This window comes from Nonomuraea insulae (genome assembly GCF_042656245.1).
In genome coordinates this window covers 145,188-163,450 of the sequence record NZ_JBHSPA010000045.1, presented here as the reverse complement: position 1 = coordinate 163,450, position 18,263 = coordinate 145,188, and the positions used below count along the sequence as shown (strand labels likewise).

At 70.5% G+C, this 18,263-nt stretch carries 22 protein-coding genes; 9 read left to right on the top strand and 13 right to left on the bottom strand.

The window, feature by feature from the left end; all coding sequences use genetic code 11:
• Nucleotides 1-159 precede the first annotated feature (159 nt).
• The 3 genes from ACFPZ3_RS35120 to ACFPZ3_RS35110 are packed head-to-tail and all read left to right on the top strand — an operon-like array spanning nt 160 to nt 2,406.
• Nucleotides 160-912, top strand: coding sequence for a pyrimidine reductase family protein (locus tag ACFPZ3_RS35120; RefSeq protein WP_379518615.1), 753 nt, complete (start codon nt 160-162; stop codon nt 910-912).
• Nucleotides 878-2,038, top strand: a complete 1,161-nt coding sequence (locus ACFPZ3_RS35115) for an ATP-dependent DNA ligase (RefSeq protein ID WP_465263579.1) — start codon at nt 878-880, stop codon at nt 2,036-2,038. The genes ACFPZ3_RS35120 and ACFPZ3_RS35115 overlap by 35 nt, the downstream gene beginning before the upstream one ends.
• Nucleotides 2,039-2,064: 26 nt before the next feature.
• Nucleotides 2,065-2,406: a hypothetical protein gene (locus tag ACFPZ3_RS35110; protein WP_379518614.1), complete on the top strand. Its 342-nt coding sequence runs from the start codon at nt 2,065-2,067 to the stop codon at nt 2,404-2,406.
• 19 nt (nt 2,407-2,425) lie between these two features.
• Here ACFPZ3_RS35110 and ACFPZ3_RS35105 read toward each other — a convergent pair whose 3' ends face one another.
• From ACFPZ3_RS35105 to ACFPZ3_RS35070, 8 genes are all read right to left on the bottom strand, one after another.
• Nucleotides 2,426-3,283: an oxidoreductase gene (locus ACFPZ3_RS35105; protein WP_379518613.1), complete on the bottom strand. Its 858-nt coding sequence runs from the start codon at nt 3,281-3,283 to the stop codon at nt 2,426-2,428.
• 212 nt (nt 3,284-3,495) lie between these two features.
• Nucleotides 3,496-4,203: a peptidoglycan editing factor PgeF gene (pgeF, locus tag ACFPZ3_RS35100; protein ID WP_379518612.1), complete on the bottom strand. Its 708-nt coding sequence runs from the start codon at nt 4,201-4,203 to the stop codon at nt 3,496-3,498.
• 130 nt (nt 4,204-4,333) lie between these two features.
• Nucleotides 4,334-5,104, bottom strand: coding sequence for an enoyl-CoA hydratase/isomerase family protein (locus tag ACFPZ3_RS35095; protein ID WP_379518611.1), 771 nt, complete (start codon nt 5,102-5,104; stop codon nt 4,334-4,336).
• Nucleotides 5,101-6,612: a tripartite tricarboxylate transporter permease gene (locus ACFPZ3_RS35090; protein ID WP_379518610.1), complete on the bottom strand. Its 1,512-nt coding sequence runs from the start codon at nt 6,610-6,612 to the stop codon at nt 5,101-5,103. Before ACFPZ3_RS35090 ends, ACFPZ3_RS35095 begins: the two co-directional genes overlap by 4 nt.
• The gene (locus tag ACFPZ3_RS35085) at nt 6,612-7,088 is read right to left on the bottom strand and encodes a tripartite tricarboxylate transporter TctB family protein (protein WP_379518609.1); all 477 of its coding nucleotides are present in this window, start codon (nt 7,086-7,088) and stop codon (nt 6,612-6,614) included. Before ACFPZ3_RS35085 ends, ACFPZ3_RS35090 begins: the two co-directional genes overlap by 1 nt.
• Entirely contained in the window at nt 7,085-8,065 is a 981-nt protein-coding gene (locus ACFPZ3_RS35080; protein WP_379518608.1) for a tripartite tricarboxylate transporter substrate binding protein, read from the bottom strand. Before ACFPZ3_RS35080 ends, ACFPZ3_RS35085 begins: the two co-directional genes overlap by 4 nt.
• Complete coding sequence (locus ACFPZ3_RS35075; RefSeq protein ID WP_379518607.1) at nt 8,062-8,448, bottom strand: thioesterase family protein; 387 nt, start codon at nt 8,446-8,448, stop codon at nt 8,062-8,064. Before ACFPZ3_RS35075 ends, ACFPZ3_RS35080 begins: the two co-directional genes overlap by 4 nt.
• Entirely contained in the window at nt 8,445-9,659 is a 1,215-nt protein-coding gene (locus tag ACFPZ3_RS35070) for a CaiB/BaiF CoA transferase family protein (protein WP_379518606.1), read from the bottom strand. Before ACFPZ3_RS35070 ends, ACFPZ3_RS35075 begins: the two co-directional genes overlap by 4 nt.
• Nucleotides 9,660-9,794: 135 nt before the next feature.
• On the opposite strand from ACFPZ3_RS35070, the gene ACFPZ3_RS35065 reads away from it, so the two are divergent.
• From ACFPZ3_RS35065 to ACFPZ3_RS35050, 4 genes are read left to right on the top strand one after another with little or no spacing between them, the layout of a single operon-like run.
• Nucleotides 9,795-10,508 (top strand): GntR family transcriptional regulator, encoded by a 714-nt coding sequence (locus ACFPZ3_RS35065; protein WP_379518605.1) that lies wholly within the window; start codon nt 9,795-9,797, stop codon nt 10,506-10,508.
• A complete protein-coding gene (locus ACFPZ3_RS35060) occupies nt 10,505-10,894 on the top strand; it encodes an FAS1-like dehydratase domain-containing protein (protein WP_379518604.1) in 390 nt (129 codons plus the stop codon). Before ACFPZ3_RS35065 ends, ACFPZ3_RS35060 begins: the two co-directional genes overlap by 4 nt.
• 1 nt (nt 10,895) lies before the next feature.
• Nucleotides 10,896-11,279, top strand: coding sequence for a MaoC/PaaZ C-terminal domain-containing protein (locus ACFPZ3_RS35055; RefSeq protein ID WP_379518603.1), 384 nt, complete (start codon nt 10,896-10,898; stop codon nt 11,277-11,279).
• Entirely contained in the window at nt 11,276-12,199 is a 924-nt protein-coding gene (locus tag ACFPZ3_RS35050) for a U32 family peptidase (RefSeq protein WP_379518602.1), read from the top strand. Before ACFPZ3_RS35055 ends, ACFPZ3_RS35050 begins: the two co-directional genes overlap by 4 nt.
• Here the strand turns inward: ACFPZ3_RS35050 and ACFPZ3_RS35045 are convergent.
• The gene (locus tag ACFPZ3_RS35045) at nt 12,196-13,257 is read right to left on the bottom strand and encodes a class I SAM-dependent methyltransferase (protein ID WP_379518601.1); all 1,062 of its coding nucleotides are present in this window, start codon (nt 13,255-13,257) and stop codon (nt 12,196-12,198) included. The genes ACFPZ3_RS35050 and ACFPZ3_RS35045 overlap by 4 nt on opposite strands.
• A 110-nt stretch (nt 13,258-13,367) precedes the next feature.
• Here ACFPZ3_RS35045 and ACFPZ3_RS35040 point away from each other — a divergent pair, with 110 nt between their 5' ends.
• Both ACFPZ3_RS35040 and ACFPZ3_RS35035 read left to right on the top strand, forming a co-directional pair.
• A complete protein-coding gene (locus ACFPZ3_RS35040; RefSeq protein WP_379518600.1) occupies nt 13,368-14,801 on the top strand; it encodes an aldehyde dehydrogenase family protein in 1,434 nt (477 codons plus the stop codon).
• A gap of 19 nt (nt 14,802-14,820) precedes the next feature.
• On the top strand, nt 14,821-15,696 hold the full coding sequence (locus tag ACFPZ3_RS35035) for a tetratricopeptide repeat protein (RefSeq protein WP_379518599.1): 876 nt from the start codon (nt 14,821-14,823) through the stop codon (nt 15,694-15,696).
• A gap of 32 nt (nt 15,697-15,728) precedes the next feature.
• Here the strand turns inward: ACFPZ3_RS35035 and ACFPZ3_RS35030 are convergent, their stop codons facing one another.
• The 4 genes from ACFPZ3_RS35030 to ACFPZ3_RS35015 form a co-directional block, all read right to left on the bottom strand.
• Nucleotides 15,729-16,127, bottom strand: a complete 399-nt coding sequence (locus tag ACFPZ3_RS35030; protein WP_379518598.1) for an RNHCP domain-containing protein — start codon at nt 16,125-16,127, stop codon at nt 15,729-15,731.
• Between the two features lies 1 nt (nt 16,128).
• Nucleotides 16,129-16,473, bottom strand: a complete 345-nt coding sequence (locus ACFPZ3_RS35025) for an RNHCP domain-containing protein (protein ID WP_379518597.1) — start codon at nt 16,471-16,473, stop codon at nt 16,129-16,131.
• Between the two features lie 291 nt (nt 16,474-16,764).
• Nucleotides 16,765-17,460 (bottom strand): class F sortase, encoded by a 696-nt coding sequence (locus ACFPZ3_RS35020; RefSeq protein ID WP_379518596.1) that lies wholly within the window; start codon nt 17,458-17,460, stop codon nt 16,765-16,767.
• Nucleotides 17,450-17,908 carry a hypothetical protein gene (locus tag ACFPZ3_RS35015; RefSeq protein ID WP_379518595.1) on the bottom strand — a complete coding sequence of 153 codons (459 nt, stop codon included), beginning with the start codon at nt 17,906-17,908 and terminating at the stop codon, nt 17,450-17,452. Before ACFPZ3_RS35015 ends, ACFPZ3_RS35020 begins: the two co-directional genes overlap by 11 nt.
• Nucleotides 17,909-18,263: the final 355 nt, after the last annotated feature.

Here is an 18,263-nt window from a genome sequence, read left to right as displayed (position 1 = left end):
CTGATACACAAAAAGCGGGGGGCTGAGAAGCGCGTCCGGCCCTCCGCCGGAGCACGCGGCCGGCAGGTTCGGGCGGACCATCATGGTGGCGAGGTCTTGTGCCATCCGCCCCAAAACCCCTGGCGAACGATTGTCGGTGGGGTGTGCCAAGGTAGAGGAGTGCGGCGCATCTATCCCGACATACAGGACAACCCGGACATCGCGCAGGCGTACGCCTACCCCGAGGGGCGAGCGTGGTTGCGGCTCAACATGGTCGCCTCGGCCGATGGCGCGGCCTGGCTGGACGGGCGTTCCCGTGGGCTGTCCAGCCAGGGCGACAGGCGGATCTTCCAGACCATGCGCGGGCTGACCGACGTCATCGTCGCGGGGGCCGCGACCGTGCGCAAGGAGGGCTACGGCCCGGTGCCGCCGCACGAGGCGTGGGCGGAGTTGCGCGAGGGCAGGCCGGAGGTGCCGCCCATCGCGGTGATCACCCGCAGCCTGGACCTCGATCTCGACGGCGAGTTGTTCACCGACGCCCCCAGCAGGACCATCGTGATCACCTGCGAGGCCGCGCCCCACGAGCGGCGCAAGCTGGCGGCCAGGCGGTCCGACCTGATCGTGGCCGGTGAGGAGAGCGTGGACCTGCGGCGGGCCGTCGCGGAGCTGCACGATCGGGGCCTGACCAGAGTCCTGTGCGAGGGCGGGCCCCGGGTCAACGCCCAGCTCTCGGCCTGCGACCTGGTCGACGAGCTGTGCCTGTCGATCAGCCCGATGCTGGTCGGAGGCGGCGCGGCGCGCATTCAGAACGGCGAGCCCGCCCATCTGACGCTGGATCTCAGCCAGGTGCTGGAAGAGGAGGGGGTCCTCTTCTGCAAGTACACGAGGGAGCAGAGCAATGACCGAGCCGACGACGACACCGCCTCCTCCTGAGGCCGTAGAAGAGCCGCAGCCGGTGCCCAACCTGCCGGTGCGGCCGCCGGTGCCGCCGATGCTGGCCAAGCCGGTCAAGGCCATGCCGAAGCAGGACGGCACGCTGTTCTACGAGCCGAAGTGGGACGGCTTCCGCTGCATCGTGTTCCGCGACGGCGACGAGGTCTACCTGGGCAGCCGCAACGAGCGGCCGTTCACCCGCTACTTTCCCGAGCTGGTCGAGGCGGTCCGGGCCGAGCTGCCCGACAAGGTCGTCGTGGACGGCGAGATCGTGCTGCCCATGGGCTCGCAGCTCGACTTCGACGCGTTGCAGCAGCGCATCCATCCGGCCAAGTCGCGGGTGACGATGTTGTCGGAGCGCACCCCGGCCCAGTTCGTCGCGTTCGACCTGCTGGCGGCCGGTGACGAGTCGCTGATGGAGATGCCGTTCTCCGAGCGGCGGGCGCGGCTGGAGAAGCTGTTCCCCGAGAAGGGCGGGTCGATCCGGCTGACCCCGGTCACGACCAGCGAGGAGCAGGCGGGCGAGTGGTTCGAGATGTTCGAGGGGGCCGGGCTCGACGGCATCATCGTCAAGCCGGGAGACCAGCCCTATGTGCCCGACAAGCGCACGATGTTCAAGGTCAAGCACGAGCGCACCGCCGACGTGGTCATCTGCGGCTACCGCGAGCACAAGTCGGGGCCGATCGTGGGCTCCTTGCTGCTCGGCCTCTACGGTGACGACGGGCGGCTGCACCACGTGGGCGTGGCGGCCTCGTTCCCGATGAAGCGCAGGGCCGAGCTGGTCGAGGAGATCAAGCCCTACCTCGCGGAGCTGAGCGAGCATCCCTGGGGGCACTGGGCCGAGCAGGCGCAGGCCAACGTCGGCCAGCCGTCCGCCGGGCCCGCCACGGGCGGGCAGCGGGTGCCCGGCGCGGTGTCGCGGTGGAACGCCAAGAAGGACCTGTCGTTCATCCCGCTCCGGCCGGAGCTGGTGATGGAGGTGGCCTACGACCAGATGGAGGGCGATCGGTTCCGGCATACGGCACAGTTCCGGCGGTGGCGGCCGGATCGTACGCCCGAATCGTGTACGTATGAGCAGTTGGAGCGTCCGATCAGTTACAACCTGGACGACATTCTTGCCCGTTAGCCGCTGATCCCGTTATATCTCGACATATGACAACAGGGGATGAGCTCAAGGCCGCCGTGTCCGCGCGTCGCGACCTCGGGCCCGAATTCGAAGACGCCGTCGTGGATTCGTTCCTCGACAAGATGGGGCAGGAGATCGACCGGCGGGTGGACGAGCGGCTCGCCCACGCCACCCCGAAGGGCCCGGCGGCCCGGTCCGCCACGGTCGAGGGGCAGCGGCTGGCGCTGGCGATCGTCTCGCTGGTGCTGGGCACTGCCGCGACCATTCTCTTCATGCTGTTCGGCGAGGGCAGCATGGCCGGGCTGATCCCGGTCTGGGCTGGGATCATCATCGTCAACGCCGTGTACAACGGACCTCGGAAGGGGTAGCCGAGGCGGGGCTTGGCCCCTATCCGAGTTCGGCGAGGTCGTCCGTGCTCAGGTTCAGCGCGCCGGCGGCGATGTTCTCTTCCAGGTGGGCCACCGAGCCGGTGCCGGGGATGAGCAGGACGTTCGGTGATCGGGCCAGCAGCCAGGCCAGGGCCACCTGGGGCACGGTCGCGTGGTGGCGGGCGGCGACGGCGTCGAGGCGCTCGGCCGTGAGCGGCTGGAAACCGCCGACCGGGAAGAAGGGGACGTAGGCGACGCCGGCCTCCGCGCAGGCGTCCAGGAGCGGGTCGTCATCGCGCTGGGCCAGGTTGTAGAGGTTCTGGACGCAGGCGATCGGCGCGATCGTACGGGCTACGGCGAACTCGGCGGCAGTGACGTTGGAGATGCCGAGATGGCGGATCAGGCCTTCCTCGCGCAGCGCGAGCAGCGTTTCCAGGGGCCCGGCCAGGGGTGTCTCGGTGCGGTCGCGGTCGCCCATCCGCAGGTTCACCACGTCCAGGCGGTCCACGCCGAGCGAGCGCAGGTTCGCCTCGACGCCGCGACGCAGGCCGTCGGGGGTGAGACCGGTCATCTCCGCCGCCGGCAGGGTGATGTCGGAGCCCTCGACCAGCGCCCCGACCTTGGTCACGATCACCAGGTCGTCCGGGTAGGGGTGCAGCGCCTCTCGGATCAGCTCGTTGGCCGCCACCCCGTCACGCGAGTAGTAGTGCGAGGTGTCGATGTGGTTCACCCCGAGATCCACGGCCCGGCGCAGAAGAGCCAGGGCCGTCTCCCGGCTGGGCCGGTCGCCCCTCGGCCAACCGGTCAGCTTCATCGCGCCGTACCCGACCCTCGCGACGCTCAGGTCGCCGCCCAATGCCCATCGTTGCGTCGTCACGATCACCCACCCTAGGACAGACTTGTTGCGAACCGACGCCATCGAACGCTGACGCTGAACCCCTGATCATCGACCCAAGCTCACGGACAGCTCAGCGCGCGCCGGTGGCCGGCATGTCGACGGAGGCGGCGGCGCCTATGACTCCGGCTTCGACCTCGTACCGTCCGAAGCCGGACGGCACCCGCCCCCGGCCCGGCCGGCGACAGGCGGTGTCAGGTGAGCCAGATGAGCCCGGCGAATCGGCCGCCTGGCTGCTCGCGGCGGTGGGAGTAGAGCTCCTCGGACTCGATCGTGCAGCGCGCGTCATGGTGTACGTCGCTCAGGCCCGCCGCCCTGAGCTGGGCCTCGATCCCGGCCCGCAGGTCCAGCGCCGGGGTCTCCCAGGAGGTCGTGGACCAGGTGGCGGGGACCTTCGCGGCCACCTGCGCGCGCAGGTCGGCGGGGACCTCGTAGCAGCGGCCGCACGCGCCCGGCCCGATCAGCGCGACCATCCTGCCGGGCTCCGCGCCCTTGGCCGCCATGGCCTCCACCAGGGTCGTCGCTATGCCCGCCTCGGTGCCGGGGCGGCCGGAGTGGGCGGCGCCGACCATGCGGGCCACCGGGTCGGCCACCAGCACGGCGGGGCAGTCGGCGCCGAGGGAGGCCAGCGCCAGGCGCGGCTCGGTGGTGAACACGCCGTCGAGCTGGGGTGGGTCGTCGCCGTAGGGCTCGCTCACGTACGCCACGTCGGCGCTGTGGACCTGGCGCATGAACACCACTGCCCGCACGCCCAGCTCGGTCGCCACACCCTCGCGGTTGGCCCGCACGGCCGCCGGGTCGTCACCGACCAGGCCGCCGAGGTTGCGCGAGCCGAAAGGAGCCGCGCTGACCCCTCCGTGCCGATCGGTTATGGCGACGTGGACGCCGGGGGCGAGCTGCATGCCTCCGATCTTAGAGCGAGCCCGGGCCGGGTGGAGGGGACGCCCCGGCCCGGGAGCCATCGCGCCCCCTCGGACCGGACGCCCCGGCCCGGGAGCCATGGTGCCCCCTCGGACCGCCACCCTTGCCGGGTCAGTGACCCTGCCAGGTGACCTGGGTCTTGGCGAGGAAGGCGGGGACGGCGGTGTGGAAGTCGGTGCTGCCGAAGACCGCGGACACGATGTCGTCGCCGTCCGGCAGGTTGGCTGTGCGCAGGCGTCGGACGGCCTCCTTGGCGGCCCACATCGACAGGGGGGCGTGGGAGAGGAGCCGGGATTCCATCTCCGCCTGGCGGGTGGCCAGGTCGTCGGGGGTGGCGAGTTCGGCGACGAAGCCGGCGGCGTGGGCTTCCTCGCCGGTGTACATGCGCGCCCGCAGCAGCAGGTCGAGGGTTCTGGCGGGGCCGAGGTGGTGGACGAGCAGGGAGTAGGTGTTCATGGAGAGGCAGTTGCCGAGGGTCTTGGCGATGGGGGCGCCGAACCTGGCTCCGGGTACGGCCAGGCGGAGGTCGCAGGCGGCGGCCACCACCAGGCCGCCGCCGACGCAGTAGCCCTGGACGACGGCCAGGGTGGGGACCTTGACGCGTTCGAGGCGGTCGATGATGCGCTGCACCTTGCGTTCGTAGGCGACGCCGTCGTCCCCGTCGGTGAACGAGGCGAACTGGGAGATGTCCGTGCCGGCCACGAAGGCCCGGCCGCCCGCGCCCGAGAGCACGAGCAGCTTGATCTCCGGGTCGGCGTCGGCCCGTTCGCAGGCGTCGTACAGGCCGTCCCACATGCCCCAGGTCAGCGCGTTGTGCTGGGCGGGACGGTTGAAGACCACCCGCAGCACGGGCCCGTCGGCGGTGACGAGTAGCTCGCTCACACCTTCTCCTCTTCTTCGCGACGTTCCTTGCGCCGCAGGTTGCCGGGTAGCAGCTTGAGCAGTGACGGGCCGGCCAGCAGCAGGGCGGCCAGCAGGAACACCACCAGCGTGATGGGCCGGGTGAAGATGATCGTCAGGTCGCCGTCGCCCATGGCGGACGTCTGGACGAGCGCCTTCTCGAACAGCGGGCCGATGACGAGGCCGAGCACGAGCGGTGCCATCGGCAGGTCGAACTTCTTCATGAAATATCCGACCAGGCCGAAGACGAACACGATCCAGACGCTGAACATGTTGTTGTCGATCGAGTACGCCCCGACGAAACTGGTGACCAGGATCAGCGGATACATGTACCCGTACGGAATCCGCAGGAGTTGCGCGAACAGCGGCGCCAGGGGCAGGTTCAGGACCAGCAGCAGCACGTTGCCGATGAAGAACGAGGCCAGCAGCCCCCACACCAGCTCCGGTTGCTCCTCGAACAGCAGCGGCCCCGGCTGGATGCCGTACATCATGAACGCCCCCAGCAGCACGGCGGTGGTCGCGCCGCCGGGGATGCCCAGGGCCAGGGTGGGGACGAAGTTGGCGTTGGCGGCGGCGTTGTTGGCGCTCTCCGGCGAGGCGACGCCCTCGATGGCGCCGTGCCCGAACTCGTGCTTGTTGCGCGAGACGCGCTTCTCCACCCCGTACGCCAGGAAGGAGGCCAGCGTGGAGCCGGCCCCCGGCAGGCAGCCGAGCACGTAGCCGATCAGGCTGCCCCGGGCGATCGCCCCCTTGGAGCGGGACAGCTCCTCCTTGGTGATCACCAGGTCCCTGAACGTGGCCCTGATGGGCGCGGCCGCGCCCTGCCGGATCTGGAAGAGCACCTCCCCCACCGCGAACAGCCCGATCATCACCTGGACGAACGGCAGCCCGGACAGCAGGTCCACATCGCCGAAGGTGTAGCGGGGCAGGCCGGTGGCCGCGTCCACGCCGACGGTGGCCAGCAGGATGCCCAGCACCGCCATGGCCAGGCCGCGCAGCTTGGCGCCGGCGGAGAAGCTGACGATGGTGGTGAGGCCGAGCACCATGACGGCCAGGTTCTCGGGTGGCCCGAAGTCGAGCGCCAGTTTGGCGAACGGCGGGGCCATCGCCACCAGCAGCACCAGGGAGATGATGGCGGCCACGAAGGAGCCGATGGCCGCGATCGACAGCGCCGCGCCCGCCCTGCCCTTGCGGGCCATCTGGTAGCCGTCGATCGCGGTGACGACGCTGGCCGCCTCGCCGGGGGTGGAGATCAGTACGGAGGTGATCGTGCCGCCGTACTGGGCGCCGTAGTAGATGCCGGCGAGCATGATGAGCGCGGTCAGCGGCTCGAACGAGAGCGTCAGCGGCAGCAGCACGGCCACGCCGGTGGTCGAGCCGAGGCCCGGCAGCAGGCCGATGATGGTGCCGGCGAGCACGCCGACGAAGCACCAGAGCAGGTTCCCCGGCGTGAGGGCCGCCCCGAAGCCCATGATCAGGTTGTCCAGCATCAGCCGTCACCTCCGACGCCGAGCAGCCCGCCCGGCAGGGGCACGGCCAGGAACAGCACGAACACCGCGTAGATCACCAGCGTGGCGGCGACGGCGACGCCCGCGGCGGGCAACACGCGCCGCTTCTCGACGAACGCGGAGACGGCGAACACCAGCAGCCCGAACGCCACCAGGAACCCGAGCAGCGGCACCAGCAGGAGAGCGACCAGCAGCAGGCCGAACACGGTCCACAAGGTCCTGATGCGGGCGGGGTCGACCTCCTCCTCGGAGGTCTCCTGCGTGCGGCGTACCGACTGCGTGAGCAGGGCGGCCGAGAGCACGGCCAGCGCGACGCCGCTGACCAGCGGCAGGAAGCCGGGTCCTACCTGGCCGCCTTCCTTGGTGATGCCGTACCCGAAGGAGACGGCCGCCATGGCGACGGACAGGCAGACCAGCAGCGCCCAGACGGCGGACTCGCCGCGGAGCAGCGACCTCATGAGGTCTTCTTCAGTACGGGCGCGAGGGCCGTGTCGAGTTGTTCGAGGTATTTGCCGAAGTCGTCCCCGTACAACTCGGCCTGCTGCAGGTAGTTGTCCTTGAGCCACTTCTGGAACTCGGGGGTCTTGGTGACGCCCTTGGCGGCCTTCTCCCAGTACGCCTGCTCGCGCTCGTCCAGCCCGCCGGGCGCCAGGAGCCCTCTGAACTGGACGTAGGAGACGTCGATCCCCTGTTCCTTGGCCGTGGGAAGCTGGCTGAACTCGGGGTAGGTGTAGCGCTTGTCGGTGGTGACGCACAGGCCCCTGAGGTCGCCGGACTTGAGCTGGCCGATCACCTCGCCGGGGTTCAGCAGCGCGACCTGGATCTGGCCGCCGAGCACCGCCGGCACCAGTTCACCGCCCGACTCGAACGGCACCCGCTGGAACTTCACGCCGGTCTTCTGCTCGATCATCGTGTAGATCACGTTGTCCACGCCGAACGCGCCGGACATGCCCACGCTGACGCGGCCGGCTTTGGCGGCGTTCACGACGTCGGTGCAGGTCTTGTACGCGGAGTCCTTCTTGACCACGAGGATGCCGCCGTCCTCGGCCAGTTTGGCGACGGGCGTGAAGTCCTTGCGGGTGAAGGAGACCTGGCCGCTGAGCGGCAGGGACAGGATGGCGTTCTCGGTGGCGATGAGGTAGTTGCCGTTGCCCTTCTTGCCGAGCATGCCCGAGTACCCGACCGCGCCCGAGCCGCCGTCGCGGTTCTCCACGGTGACGGTCACGCCGGGCTGGGCCTTCTCCAGCGCGGTGGCGATGGCACGCCCGGCCAGGTCGCTGCCGCCGCCGGCGGCGAACGGCACGATCATGCGTACGTCGCCGCGCGGCTTCCAGGCCCCGCCGCCGCCGGAATCGGCGTTCGCGCCGCAGCCCGCCACCCCCGCGAGCCCCACGAGCAGGGCGGCGGCCGGCAGGGTGGCTCGCAGGGCCCTCATGACGCCAGCCCTTGGAGCTTGGCGGCGAACTTGTCCAGGTCGATGACGAACCGCTCGTGCGTGCCCTCGCCGACCTTCCCGTTGTCATCCTCGGCGAGCACGGAGAAGGCGACGCGACGACGGTCCACCTCGGTCACCGTGGCGGTCGCGGTGACCTTGCCGCCCTTGAGCGTGGGCGCCACGTGCGCGATCTCCACCTTGCTGCCGACGCTGCCCTGGCCGTCGGCCAGGTAGGGGGCGAGTGCCTCGATCGCGGCGTCCTCGATCAGGTGGACCAGGTTGGGGGTGGAGAAGATGTCGTGGTCGCCGCGGCGGGTGCAGTGCCGCTCCGCCACGACCCAGGTGAGGCTGGCGCTCACACCCGGGGTCAGCTGGTCGCTCATGAGCTCTCCAAGGGGGTGGGGGATTGGGCTGCCGCGCCTTCGGCGAGCAGCCGGTCGATCTCCTGCTCGGTCAGGCCGCACTCGCGCAGCACCTCGACGGTGTCCGCGCCGAGCAGCGGCCCGGCGGGCCCGCGTCTGGTGGGTGTCTCCGAGAAACGCATGGCCGAACCGAGCTGGCGTACGGGGCCCAACTCGGGATGCTCGGCATCCCAGAAGAACCGCCGCTGGTTGAGGTGTTCGTCGTTGAACACCTGGGAGTAGTCGGAAATAGGGGCACAGGGCACGCCCTGGGCGTCGAGCGCGGTCACGATCTCGGCCGTGGTGCGCCGCATGGTGACCCGCTCGATGGCGGGGATCAGCTCGTGGCGCAGGCCGTGCCGGTCGTGGGCGTCGGCGTAGCGCTCGTCGTCGAGCAGCTCGGGCAGGCCGAGCGCGGTGCACAGGCCGTGCCAGGTCTTGGGGGTGACGGCGCCGACCGTGCACCAGCCGTCGGCGGTGCGGATGGCCTGGTAGGGGGCCGTGCTCTGGTGCGCGGAGCCGAGCGGCCCGCCGACCTCGCCGGTGGCGAAATACTTGCCCGCCTCCCAGATGGCGAACGTGACGGCCGACTCCAGGAGCGAGACGTCCACGTGCTGGCCCTGGCCGGTCAGCTCACGCGCGTGCAGGGCGGAGACGGCGCCGAGGGCTCCGTACAGGCCGCACACCAGGTCGGCGATGGGCACGCCGACCTTGGCCGGGCCGCCGTCGGGCATGCCGGTGACGCTCATCAGGCCGCCGCGGGCCTGGGCCATGATGTCCAGGCCCGGCAGGTTCGCGAGGGGGCCGTCCTGGCCCCAGCCGGAGGCGGAGACGTACACGAGGCCGGGGTTGAGCTGTTTGAGGTCGTCGAAGCCGAAGCCGAGCTTGCGCATGGCGCCGGGGCGCAGGTTCTCCACCAGGACGTCGGCGTCCTTGACCAGGCGGCGGAAGGCGGCGGCGCCGGACTCGGACTTCAGGTCCAGGGCGACCGAGCGTTTGTTGCGGTTGAGCCTGGCGAACGGGGAGCTGTGCCCGGACATGAACGGGCCGATGGCGCGTACCTGGTCGCCGCCCTTGGGGTTCTCGATCTTGATGACGGTGGCGCCCAGGTCGGCCAGCTGCATCGTCGCGAAAGGGGCGGCCATGAAGGCGCCGACCTCGACAACTCGGACACCGGACAATGGAGTGGTCATATGTTACGAAAACCTCACTTCGGCCGGGGTTGGTCTATTGTCTACAGAAGACAACTGGACTAGACAAGAGTTCCGCCGGAAGTTCTTCGGCACTATGGCGACAGACACTGATCGCCTACGACCAGAGAGACCACGATGCGCATCGAGGCACCCCCCAGCATGGTCCAGCTCGCCACCGAGGCCCTGATGCGCATGCTGCTCAGCGGCAGACTGCGGCCCGGCGACCGGGTGGTGGAGAACCAGCTCACCCAGGAGCTGGGCGTCAGCAGGCCCCCGCTGCGCGAGGCGATGCGGGTGCTGGAGCAGCAGGGCCTGATCACCCAGCTCCCGCGCAGGGGCGCGTTCGTCACGCAGCTCACGCTGCACGACATCTACGAGATCCTCACGCTCCGGCGCGAGCTGGGGCGCATGGCCGTGGACCTCGGCGTCCCGGTACGCGAGCCCGCCCGCCTCCAGCGCTGCCACGCCGCGCTCGACCGGCACGGGACCTGCGCGCGGGGCGGCGACTGGCTGGGCATGCTCGAGGAGGCCGTCGAGTTCCACAGCTCGGTCATCGGGCTGTCCGGGCACCAGCGGCTGGAGGACGCCTACCGCTCGATCCAGCTCCAGATGTTGCTCTGCATGGGCATGAACCGGCAGGCCAGGGCGTCGGACGAGTCGCTCGTGGACGACTCGAACCGGCACCGCCGCCTGCTGGAGGTGATCGAGTCCGGCTCGCCGGAGGCCGTGCACCGGGAGCTGGCCACGCACGGGGACATGACCTTCCTCGACGGCATCGAGGAACGGGTCGGCGGCCACTCCCCCGAGTCGCTGGCCTGGCTGAAGCGGATCAGGGAAGGAGATTCATGATCGAGGTACTCCAGGAGGCGGTCGGCTGGACCGGCCCCGCCCGGGAGGACGTCGTCGAGCGGCGTCATCTGGAGTTCTACCTGCACGCCATCGGGGACGACGGCTCCGAGGTGCCGCCCACGTTCACGGCGTGTTTCCTCGACGAGCCGCCGTCGTTGCCGGCCGCGGGGTCCTACGGGGCGGGCTGGCTGAACGGCGGTGACCGGTTCGAGTACCACGCGCCGCTGCGGGCCGGCGACGTGCTGGTGTCGCGGCCGCGGTTCACCGGGGTCGTGGAGAAGAACGGGAAGGCGGGGCCGATGGCACTGCTGACGTTCGAGACGGAGTTCAGGCGGCCGGATGGCGAGCTGGTGGTGAGACATGTCGGCACCCGAATCAGGAAATAACATGATCCCTCCCCTCACCGAGACCACCACGCTGCGGCGGCTGGTCGAGTACGCCGGCGCCTCCGGCGACTTCTACGAGATGCACTACGACCTGGACTTCGCCCACGCGCTCGGGCACCCGGAACTGGCCGTGCACGGGCTGCTCAAGGCGGCCTACCTGGGCCGGCTCGTCACCGGATGGCTGGGCGGGCGAGGACGGCTGGCCGTGCTGGAGATCAGTTACCGCGGGATGGACTTCCGCGAGCGTGCCCACACCTGCCGGGGCCGGGTGGTGTCCACCGAGGGGAACCGGGCAGAGCTGGAGTTGTGGGGCGAGGACGACACGGGTCGCCGTACCACCCTCGGGCGCGCCGAAGTGATCTATGACCAGGAGACCCCCTCATGACCAGCCTTGCCGACCTGCACGCCCTGATGGCCCGCCTCGGGCACCCCGTGGTGGGGGCCGCCGCTCCCGCCGGGTCCCGGTTCGCGGACGGGGCGCCGTACCGGTTCGAGATCCCCAGCGTCGAGGGGCCCGATGTGCTGGAGGCGGTGGTCGCGGAGGCCGACCGGCTCGGCGTGCCGGTCGCCAGGACCTCGCAGGGCAGCGGCGTGATGATGCTGACGGACGACGAGATCACGCGGATGGCGCGGATCGGCGCCGATCGGGGCATCGAGGTCAACCTGTTCCTCGGGCCGCGGGCCGCCTGGGACACCGGCGGCCAGGCCAAGCTCACGCAGGCCGTGGGGGCCGCCGCGCGCGGGAACGCAATGGTCGCGGCGTGCGTGGCGGAGGCGTTGCGGGCCTGTTCGCTGGGCATCCGGAGCCTGCTCGTGGGCGATCTGGGCGCGCTTGAGGTGTTGCGGGTGCTGAAGTCGGACGGGACGCTACCGTCCGACCTCGTGCTGAAGACGTCCGTGCTCATGCCGCTCACGAACGGGCCGACCGCCGCGATCTACGAGCGGCTCGGGGCCACGACGGTGAACGTCGGCACCGATCTGACCGTCCCGCAGCTGGCCGAGATCCGGGCGGCCACCTCGTTGCCGATCGACCTCTATCTGGAGGTGCCGGATGATCAGGGCGGTTTCGTGCGGTTCTACGAGGCGGTGGAGATCATCCGCGCCACCGCCCCCGTCTACCTGAAGATGGGGCTGCGCAACGCGCCCAACATCTATCCCTCCGGCGGGCATCTCGGGGTCGTCCCCAAGGAGCTGGGGCGCGAGCGGGTGCGGCGGGCGGCGCTGGTGCGGCGGCTGATCGAGCAGCTCGACCCCGAGCTCGCCAAGCCCTCCCAGACCTCCGACACGGGCGTGCCCGTGATCTAGGCGCGCAGGCGGTGGATCCTGTGGGGTCCGCCGCCCCAGCGGCCGATGGCCTCCTCGTCGGCGAAGGCCAGCGCGCGCATCATGTTCCCGCCGTCGCTCAGGTCGACGGTGCGGCGCAGCCGGGCGGTCAGTTCGGCGGGCAGCTTGGTGGTGCCCGCCTCGACCGTGTCGCCGTAGTGCGGGGCGAAGGCGACGCCCGCGAAGCCGGTACGGCCCAGCAGCGTGCGCAGGGTCTGCGAGGAGTAGAACATCAGGTGGTTCCTGGTGAAACCGGACCACTTGGAGCCGTACGCCTTCAGCAGCAGCGAACGGGCGTTGACCGTCAGGATGAGCAGCACGCCGCCGGGCGCCAGCAGGCTCCTGAACCGGTGGAAGTCCTCCAGGGGCCTGGGCAGGTGCGCGAGCACCGACCAGAGCGTGATCACGTCGAAGCCGCCGGCGGCGATCTCCGGCACGTCCCCGGGGGCGCCGAAATACGTGCGCGCCCGGCTCAGCCGCTCGTTGGCCAGGGCGACCGACTCCGCCGACAGATCCACCCCGCAGGCGTCGAAGCCGCGCTGCTCGGCCAGCTCCAGGAACAGCCCGGCTCCGGAGCCGAAGTCGAGCAGCCGGCGTTGCTTGCCCTCGTCGAACACCGGCGAGAACGCCTTCATGGTCAGGTCGTAGCGGCGTTGCCGGTTGGCGGCGTAGCCGCCGGTCAGGAAGGTGTTGTAGCCGGTGGCGTACAGGTCGCCGAGGCGTTCCGGCCGGACGTTCGGGTTGCGGTAGAGGAAGCCGCAGGAGGGGCAGCGTACGACGTGGTAGCGCCAGCCGTCGCCCCCGGCCGGCTCGTACAGCGGCTGCTGGCGGGACTCCCCGCACATCATGCAGCTCAGGAACTCCTCGATCCTGCCCAGCGGCCGGACGCGCTGGTAGGCGTCCAGCGGCACGACCGGCGACCGGCCGGTCAGCCACCGCCACTGCGCCTCGCGGAAGAGCCGCTCCGCCGGCCGTACGTACACCCGCTGCGACCACGGGACGCGGTCGTATCGGGAGCCGTAGGCCAGTTTTGCCAGCATTCTGTACGCCATCGCCAGGTTGTGCCCCGCCGGGTGGCGACTATGCGTCCGCGTTCGTGCGCTTTACGTGACCTTTGGCCAGTTGAGTTGAGCAAGCATATGCTTGGTCCGTGCCTGACTATCGCAATCTCATCGGCGGCGAGCTGGTTCCCGCCGCGCGCACGATGGACACGGTCAACCCGGCAACCGGCGAGGCGTGGGCCCGGATCCCGGCGAGCGGCGCCGCGGAGGCCGAGGCGGCCGTCGAGGCCGCGGGACGGGCCTTCCCCGCCTGGTCGGCGCTGCCCGCCCTGGCCAGGGCGCACTTCCTGCGCAAGGTGTCGGAGCTGTTCGGGCGGCACGCCGAGGAACTGGCCAGGCTGGAGACGCTCGACAACGGCAGGATCCTGCGCGACACGCTGAAGAAGGACCTGCCGGGGATGGCGTACCTGTGGCAACTGGCCGCCGGGCAGTGCCTCGACGCGGTCAAGGGCGACACCGTCCTGCTGGGGCCGGACGCGCTGGGGCTGACCAGGCGGGAGCCGTACGGGGTGACGGTCTGCATCATCCCGTGGAACTCCCCCATCTCGACCTTCTCGGCCAAGGCCGCCTACGCGCTGGCGGCCGGCAACACGGTGATCGTCAAGCCGGCCGAGCAGGCGAGCGCGTCGGTGCTGCGGCTGGGCGAGTTGCTCGCGGAGGTGTTCCCGCCCGGCGTCCTGAACATCGTCAGCGGCCTCGGCGAGGAGGTCGGCGACGCCCTCGTACGCCATCGCGGGGTCGGCAAGATCAGCCTCACCGGCTCCACCGCCACCGGGCAGGCCATCACGCGGGCCTCGGCGGACGCGCTGAAGCCTCTGACGTTCGAGCTGGGCGGCAAGTCGCCCAACATCGTCTTCCCCGACGCCGACCTGGACGCCGCCACCCTGGGCGTGACCGTCAACTCCGTCTACACGGGCAACGCCGGGCAGGTGTGCGTGGCGGGCTCGCGCATCCTCATCCACCGCTCGATCTGGGACGACATGATCGGGCGCATCTCGCGCGCGTGCGCGGGCCTGGTCCTCGGCGACCCGATGGACCTGGCGACCTCGATGGGGCCGATCGTGTCGGCGGGGCAGTACGAGCGGGTGACGTCGTACCTGGAGCTGGCCGAGAAGGAGGGCGCGGAGCTGGTCTTCGGCGCCAGGACCGGCGCGGACGTGGTGCCCTCCCTGCCGGGCGGCTACTGGGTGGCGCCGACCCTCTACGTGACCGAGGACAACGCGCTGCGCGTGTGCCAGGAGGAGATCTTCGGGCCGGTGGCGGTGGCCATCCCGTTCTCCTCCGAGGAGGAGGCGCTGGCGATCGCGAACGACTCCCCTTATGGGCTGGCGGCCGGGGTCTGGACGCGCGACCTGGGCCGGGCGCACCGCTTCATCCGGGATCTGCGCAGCGGCACGGTGTGGGTGAACACCTTCAGGCAGATGCCGCCGGGGCTGCCGTTCGGCGGGGTCAAGGACAGCGGGTACGGCCACGACGCGGTCCTCGAGTACACCCGCGAAAAGGCGGCCATTATCCAGATTTAGTTGGATAGATTTACGCCTCATGAGCGAGGGGATCAAGGACCAACCTGGGCTGTCCGAGGCGGCAGCCCAGTCTCGGGCCTCGGTGTTGCGCAGCCGGGCCGAATCGTACATCGCCCTGTCGCGGCACGACGCGGCGATCGCGGACCTGACGGAGTCGATCGCGCTGATGCCCGGCAACGCCCGCGCCTGGCGGCTGCGCGGGGAGAGCCACCGCGTGCTCGACCGGCACGAGGCCGCGCTCGACGACTTCGACGAGGCCCTCAAGCTGGAGCCGGACAGCGCGTACGCCCTCGGCTCGCGCGGCCAGACCTACGCCGCCATGGACCGGCTGGAGGAGGCCATGGCGGATTTCGAGCACGCGCTCACCCTCTCCCCCGACTCACTATGGATCCTGGAGGCCAAGGCGGACGCCCTGGCGGATCTGGACCGCCTGGACGAGGCCCTGGAGGAACACTCCAGAATCATCCGGCTGGATGAGGACCTGGCCTACTCGTGGGTGGCCCGGGGCGACCTGTACCAGCGGATGCACCTCTACCAGGAGGCCATCGACGACTACACCAAGGCGCTGGAGGCCGAGCAGGACCACGTGCGGGCGCTCAGCCGGCGGGGCGAGGCGCTGCGCATGGCCGACCGCTACGAGGAGGCGCTGGCCGATCTGAGCCGGGCGCTGGAGCTCGACCCCGGCAACGATCGGGCGCTCGGGAGCCGCGGGGCCGTGCTGAGTGAGCTGGGGGACAACGAGGAGGCGCTCAAGGACCTCGACAGGGCGATCGAGCTGGATCCCGACTACATCTGGGCTTACCGGGTGCGCGGGGAGATCCTCCAGGAGCTGGAGCGGCACGAGGAGGCCGTCTCCGACTTCACCCAGGCGCTGCGGCTGGAGTTCGGCGACTGACCGCTGGGGCCGCGCGTGGCGGCCCCAGCGGCTCACAGGGACAGTAGGGCGCTGACCGGGAGGCGGGTGTCGGACAGCGGGCGGATGGCGATGCGGAGCAGCGCCAGCGCGTTGTCGTCGCCCGCGATGCGGTTGGCGCTGAGCCCGCCGCACGACTGGCAGCAGTGAATGATCAACCACTCCCCGTCCCGCCGGACGGTGACGCTCAGCGCCGCCATCCGGCCCCGGCAGGCCGCCCGCCGATCGCCCGGGATCCGGTGATCGACGTGCAGGCTCGTCAGGCAGTGCGGGCAGTGGTTGCGGTGGGCGGTGCCGGGCGCGATCATCGGCACGTCCAGCCGGCAACCGACGCACCGGAACGCGTCCCCATGGTGATGTGTGACCTTCTTGCGCTGTTGTGACCGTTCGCGGCCCGGTTTCCTTCTGGGCATGTCACAGGTCGCCGAACGCCTCGAGCGGGAACGGCGGCTGCGCCAGCGGCCGTACGGCCATGCGCATGAGGATGAGCTGGTTGTCGTCCCCGCAGATGGGGTTCGAGGTCAGCTCGCCGCACCGGGTGCAGCGATGGATGATCATCCATTCGCCGGTACGCAGGACGGCGATCGAGATGGGGATCATCCGCGACCCGCACCCGTCGAGCAGGTGTTGTGAGTGCAGGCAGCTCGGGCAGTGGTTGCGCGCGGTGCCGTCCGGGGCGTTCGCGGTGACCGTGAGGCCGCAGCGTACGCACTGGAAGGTGTTCAGGGTGGTGCTGGGCTTGCCGTTGTTGGTGGACAACCTGGGTACTCCTTGCCGGAATGTCGTCTTTACGAGAGCAGCAAGGGAGCGCCGAGCGGGCACGCCGATAACGGCAGGCGGTCCGGCCTGTCAGAGGTGGAGCGGAGTCGTCAGAGGCAGGATCCGCCTGGGGCACGGCGAGGCGCGCTGGGCGCGGTGCCAGGCATACATCCACTCCCTCCGGGGCAACGAGTGCCCGCGAGTTTCCACGGTTCGGACAGCAGCGAGCGTAACCGGGGCGGGTGCGGCGCCGCCAACCGTTTTAGCGTCCGGAGTAGGCCGCCGACCGTTTTAGCGTCCGGGGTAGTACGGGGCGGCGAGGTGCGCGTACACGATGGTGTTGTCCTCGTAGCTGTGCGCCTGCCGGTCGAACGCCCCTCCGCAGGTCACCAGCCGCAGCCCCGGGTAGGTGAGCTTGGCGTAGACCTTCTTGGCGGGGAAGCCGCGCTTCGGGGTGTGCTCGACCTTGTCGACGACGAAGACGGCCACCGAGCGGTCGGCGCGCAGGACCTGCACCTGGTCGCCGCGCTTGACCTCCTTGAGGCGGGCGAAGACGGCCGGGCCGGTCCTGGTGTCCAGGTGGCCGGTGATCACGGCGGCGCCGCGCTGGCCCGGTACGGGGCCGTAGCGGTACCAGCCGGCGATGTCCGGCGGGTCGAACGGCGGGTTCTGGATGGCGCCCCGCGCGTCCAGGCCCAGCTCCATCAGCGGCGCGGCCACGCCGATCGAGGGAATGTAGACGGCGGCGGGCTTGGCGGCCTTCATGGGCTGGGCCACCGTGGACAGTGGCACGCCGGTGATCGGCGCGGCGGCGGAGGCACGGGGGCGCGGTGTCCGCGACGGGGTGGAGTCGCCGCCGAGCACGCCGCCGATCCCGAACGCGATCAGCAGCACCCCGGCCAGCGACACGACCACGGCCCCGCCCAGGAGCCACGGCTGCCCGCCCCGCACCGCCGGGCGGGGGTTCGAGGGCGGGTCAGGCGGCATTTCTGCGACGGCGGACCGCGAAACCGGTCAGGCCGGCGCCGGTGAGCAGGGCGGCGCCGCCCAAGGCGAAGGGCCACGTCGGGGCGTCCGCCGCGAAGGCGCCGCCGCCCGTTTCCGGGTGGCCCCTCGGCACCCTGTGCTCGCGTTCGCCCGCGGGCCGCCAGGGAGGAACGGATTCGACCGTTTCCGGCCAGGAGCCGGTCGGTGTGGGCTCGCTCGACCAGGAATCGTCGTGGCCGGGCGCGCTTGACCAGGAATCGGAGGGTGTGGGGGTGTCGTCCTCGCAGAGCAGCGGTAACGGGAGGAGGCAGGTGGAGGCCGTGCCGGGCTGCTGGGAGCCGGGGTCCACGGTGGCGGCGGCGGGGGTGAGGGCCGTGGCCAGGCTCAGGCCCGCCACCACGAAGGCGGTCGCCGCTCCAGCCGCTGCGAGACGTCGCGCTCTTGCCATGAGAAGGCTCCGATACTCGGTTGTCCCCCCGATGCACAAGAGAGCCTTGCGAACTATTAGACCGACAGTCAAGTAATGAGACCGAAGTGAAACCAGCCGGACACAGAGGGTTTGGCTCGGGTCTGCCGTGGCAGGAGATACCCATACAAAGGGGGACAAAAGCCATGAGCAATCCGCAACAGCCGGAACTTCGCAGGTCAGGTAAGTCGGCCGTGGAATCCAAGTCCGCGGGGGCCGTACGGGAGACGAAGAGCGGATCCAGGCGCTCCGGTCACCCGCACGGCACGGACAAAGGGCGCAAGGGCGGCGGCAAAGGCGGCGGAGTGCCTCCCGGGCAGCGCTCGCAACATCCGGG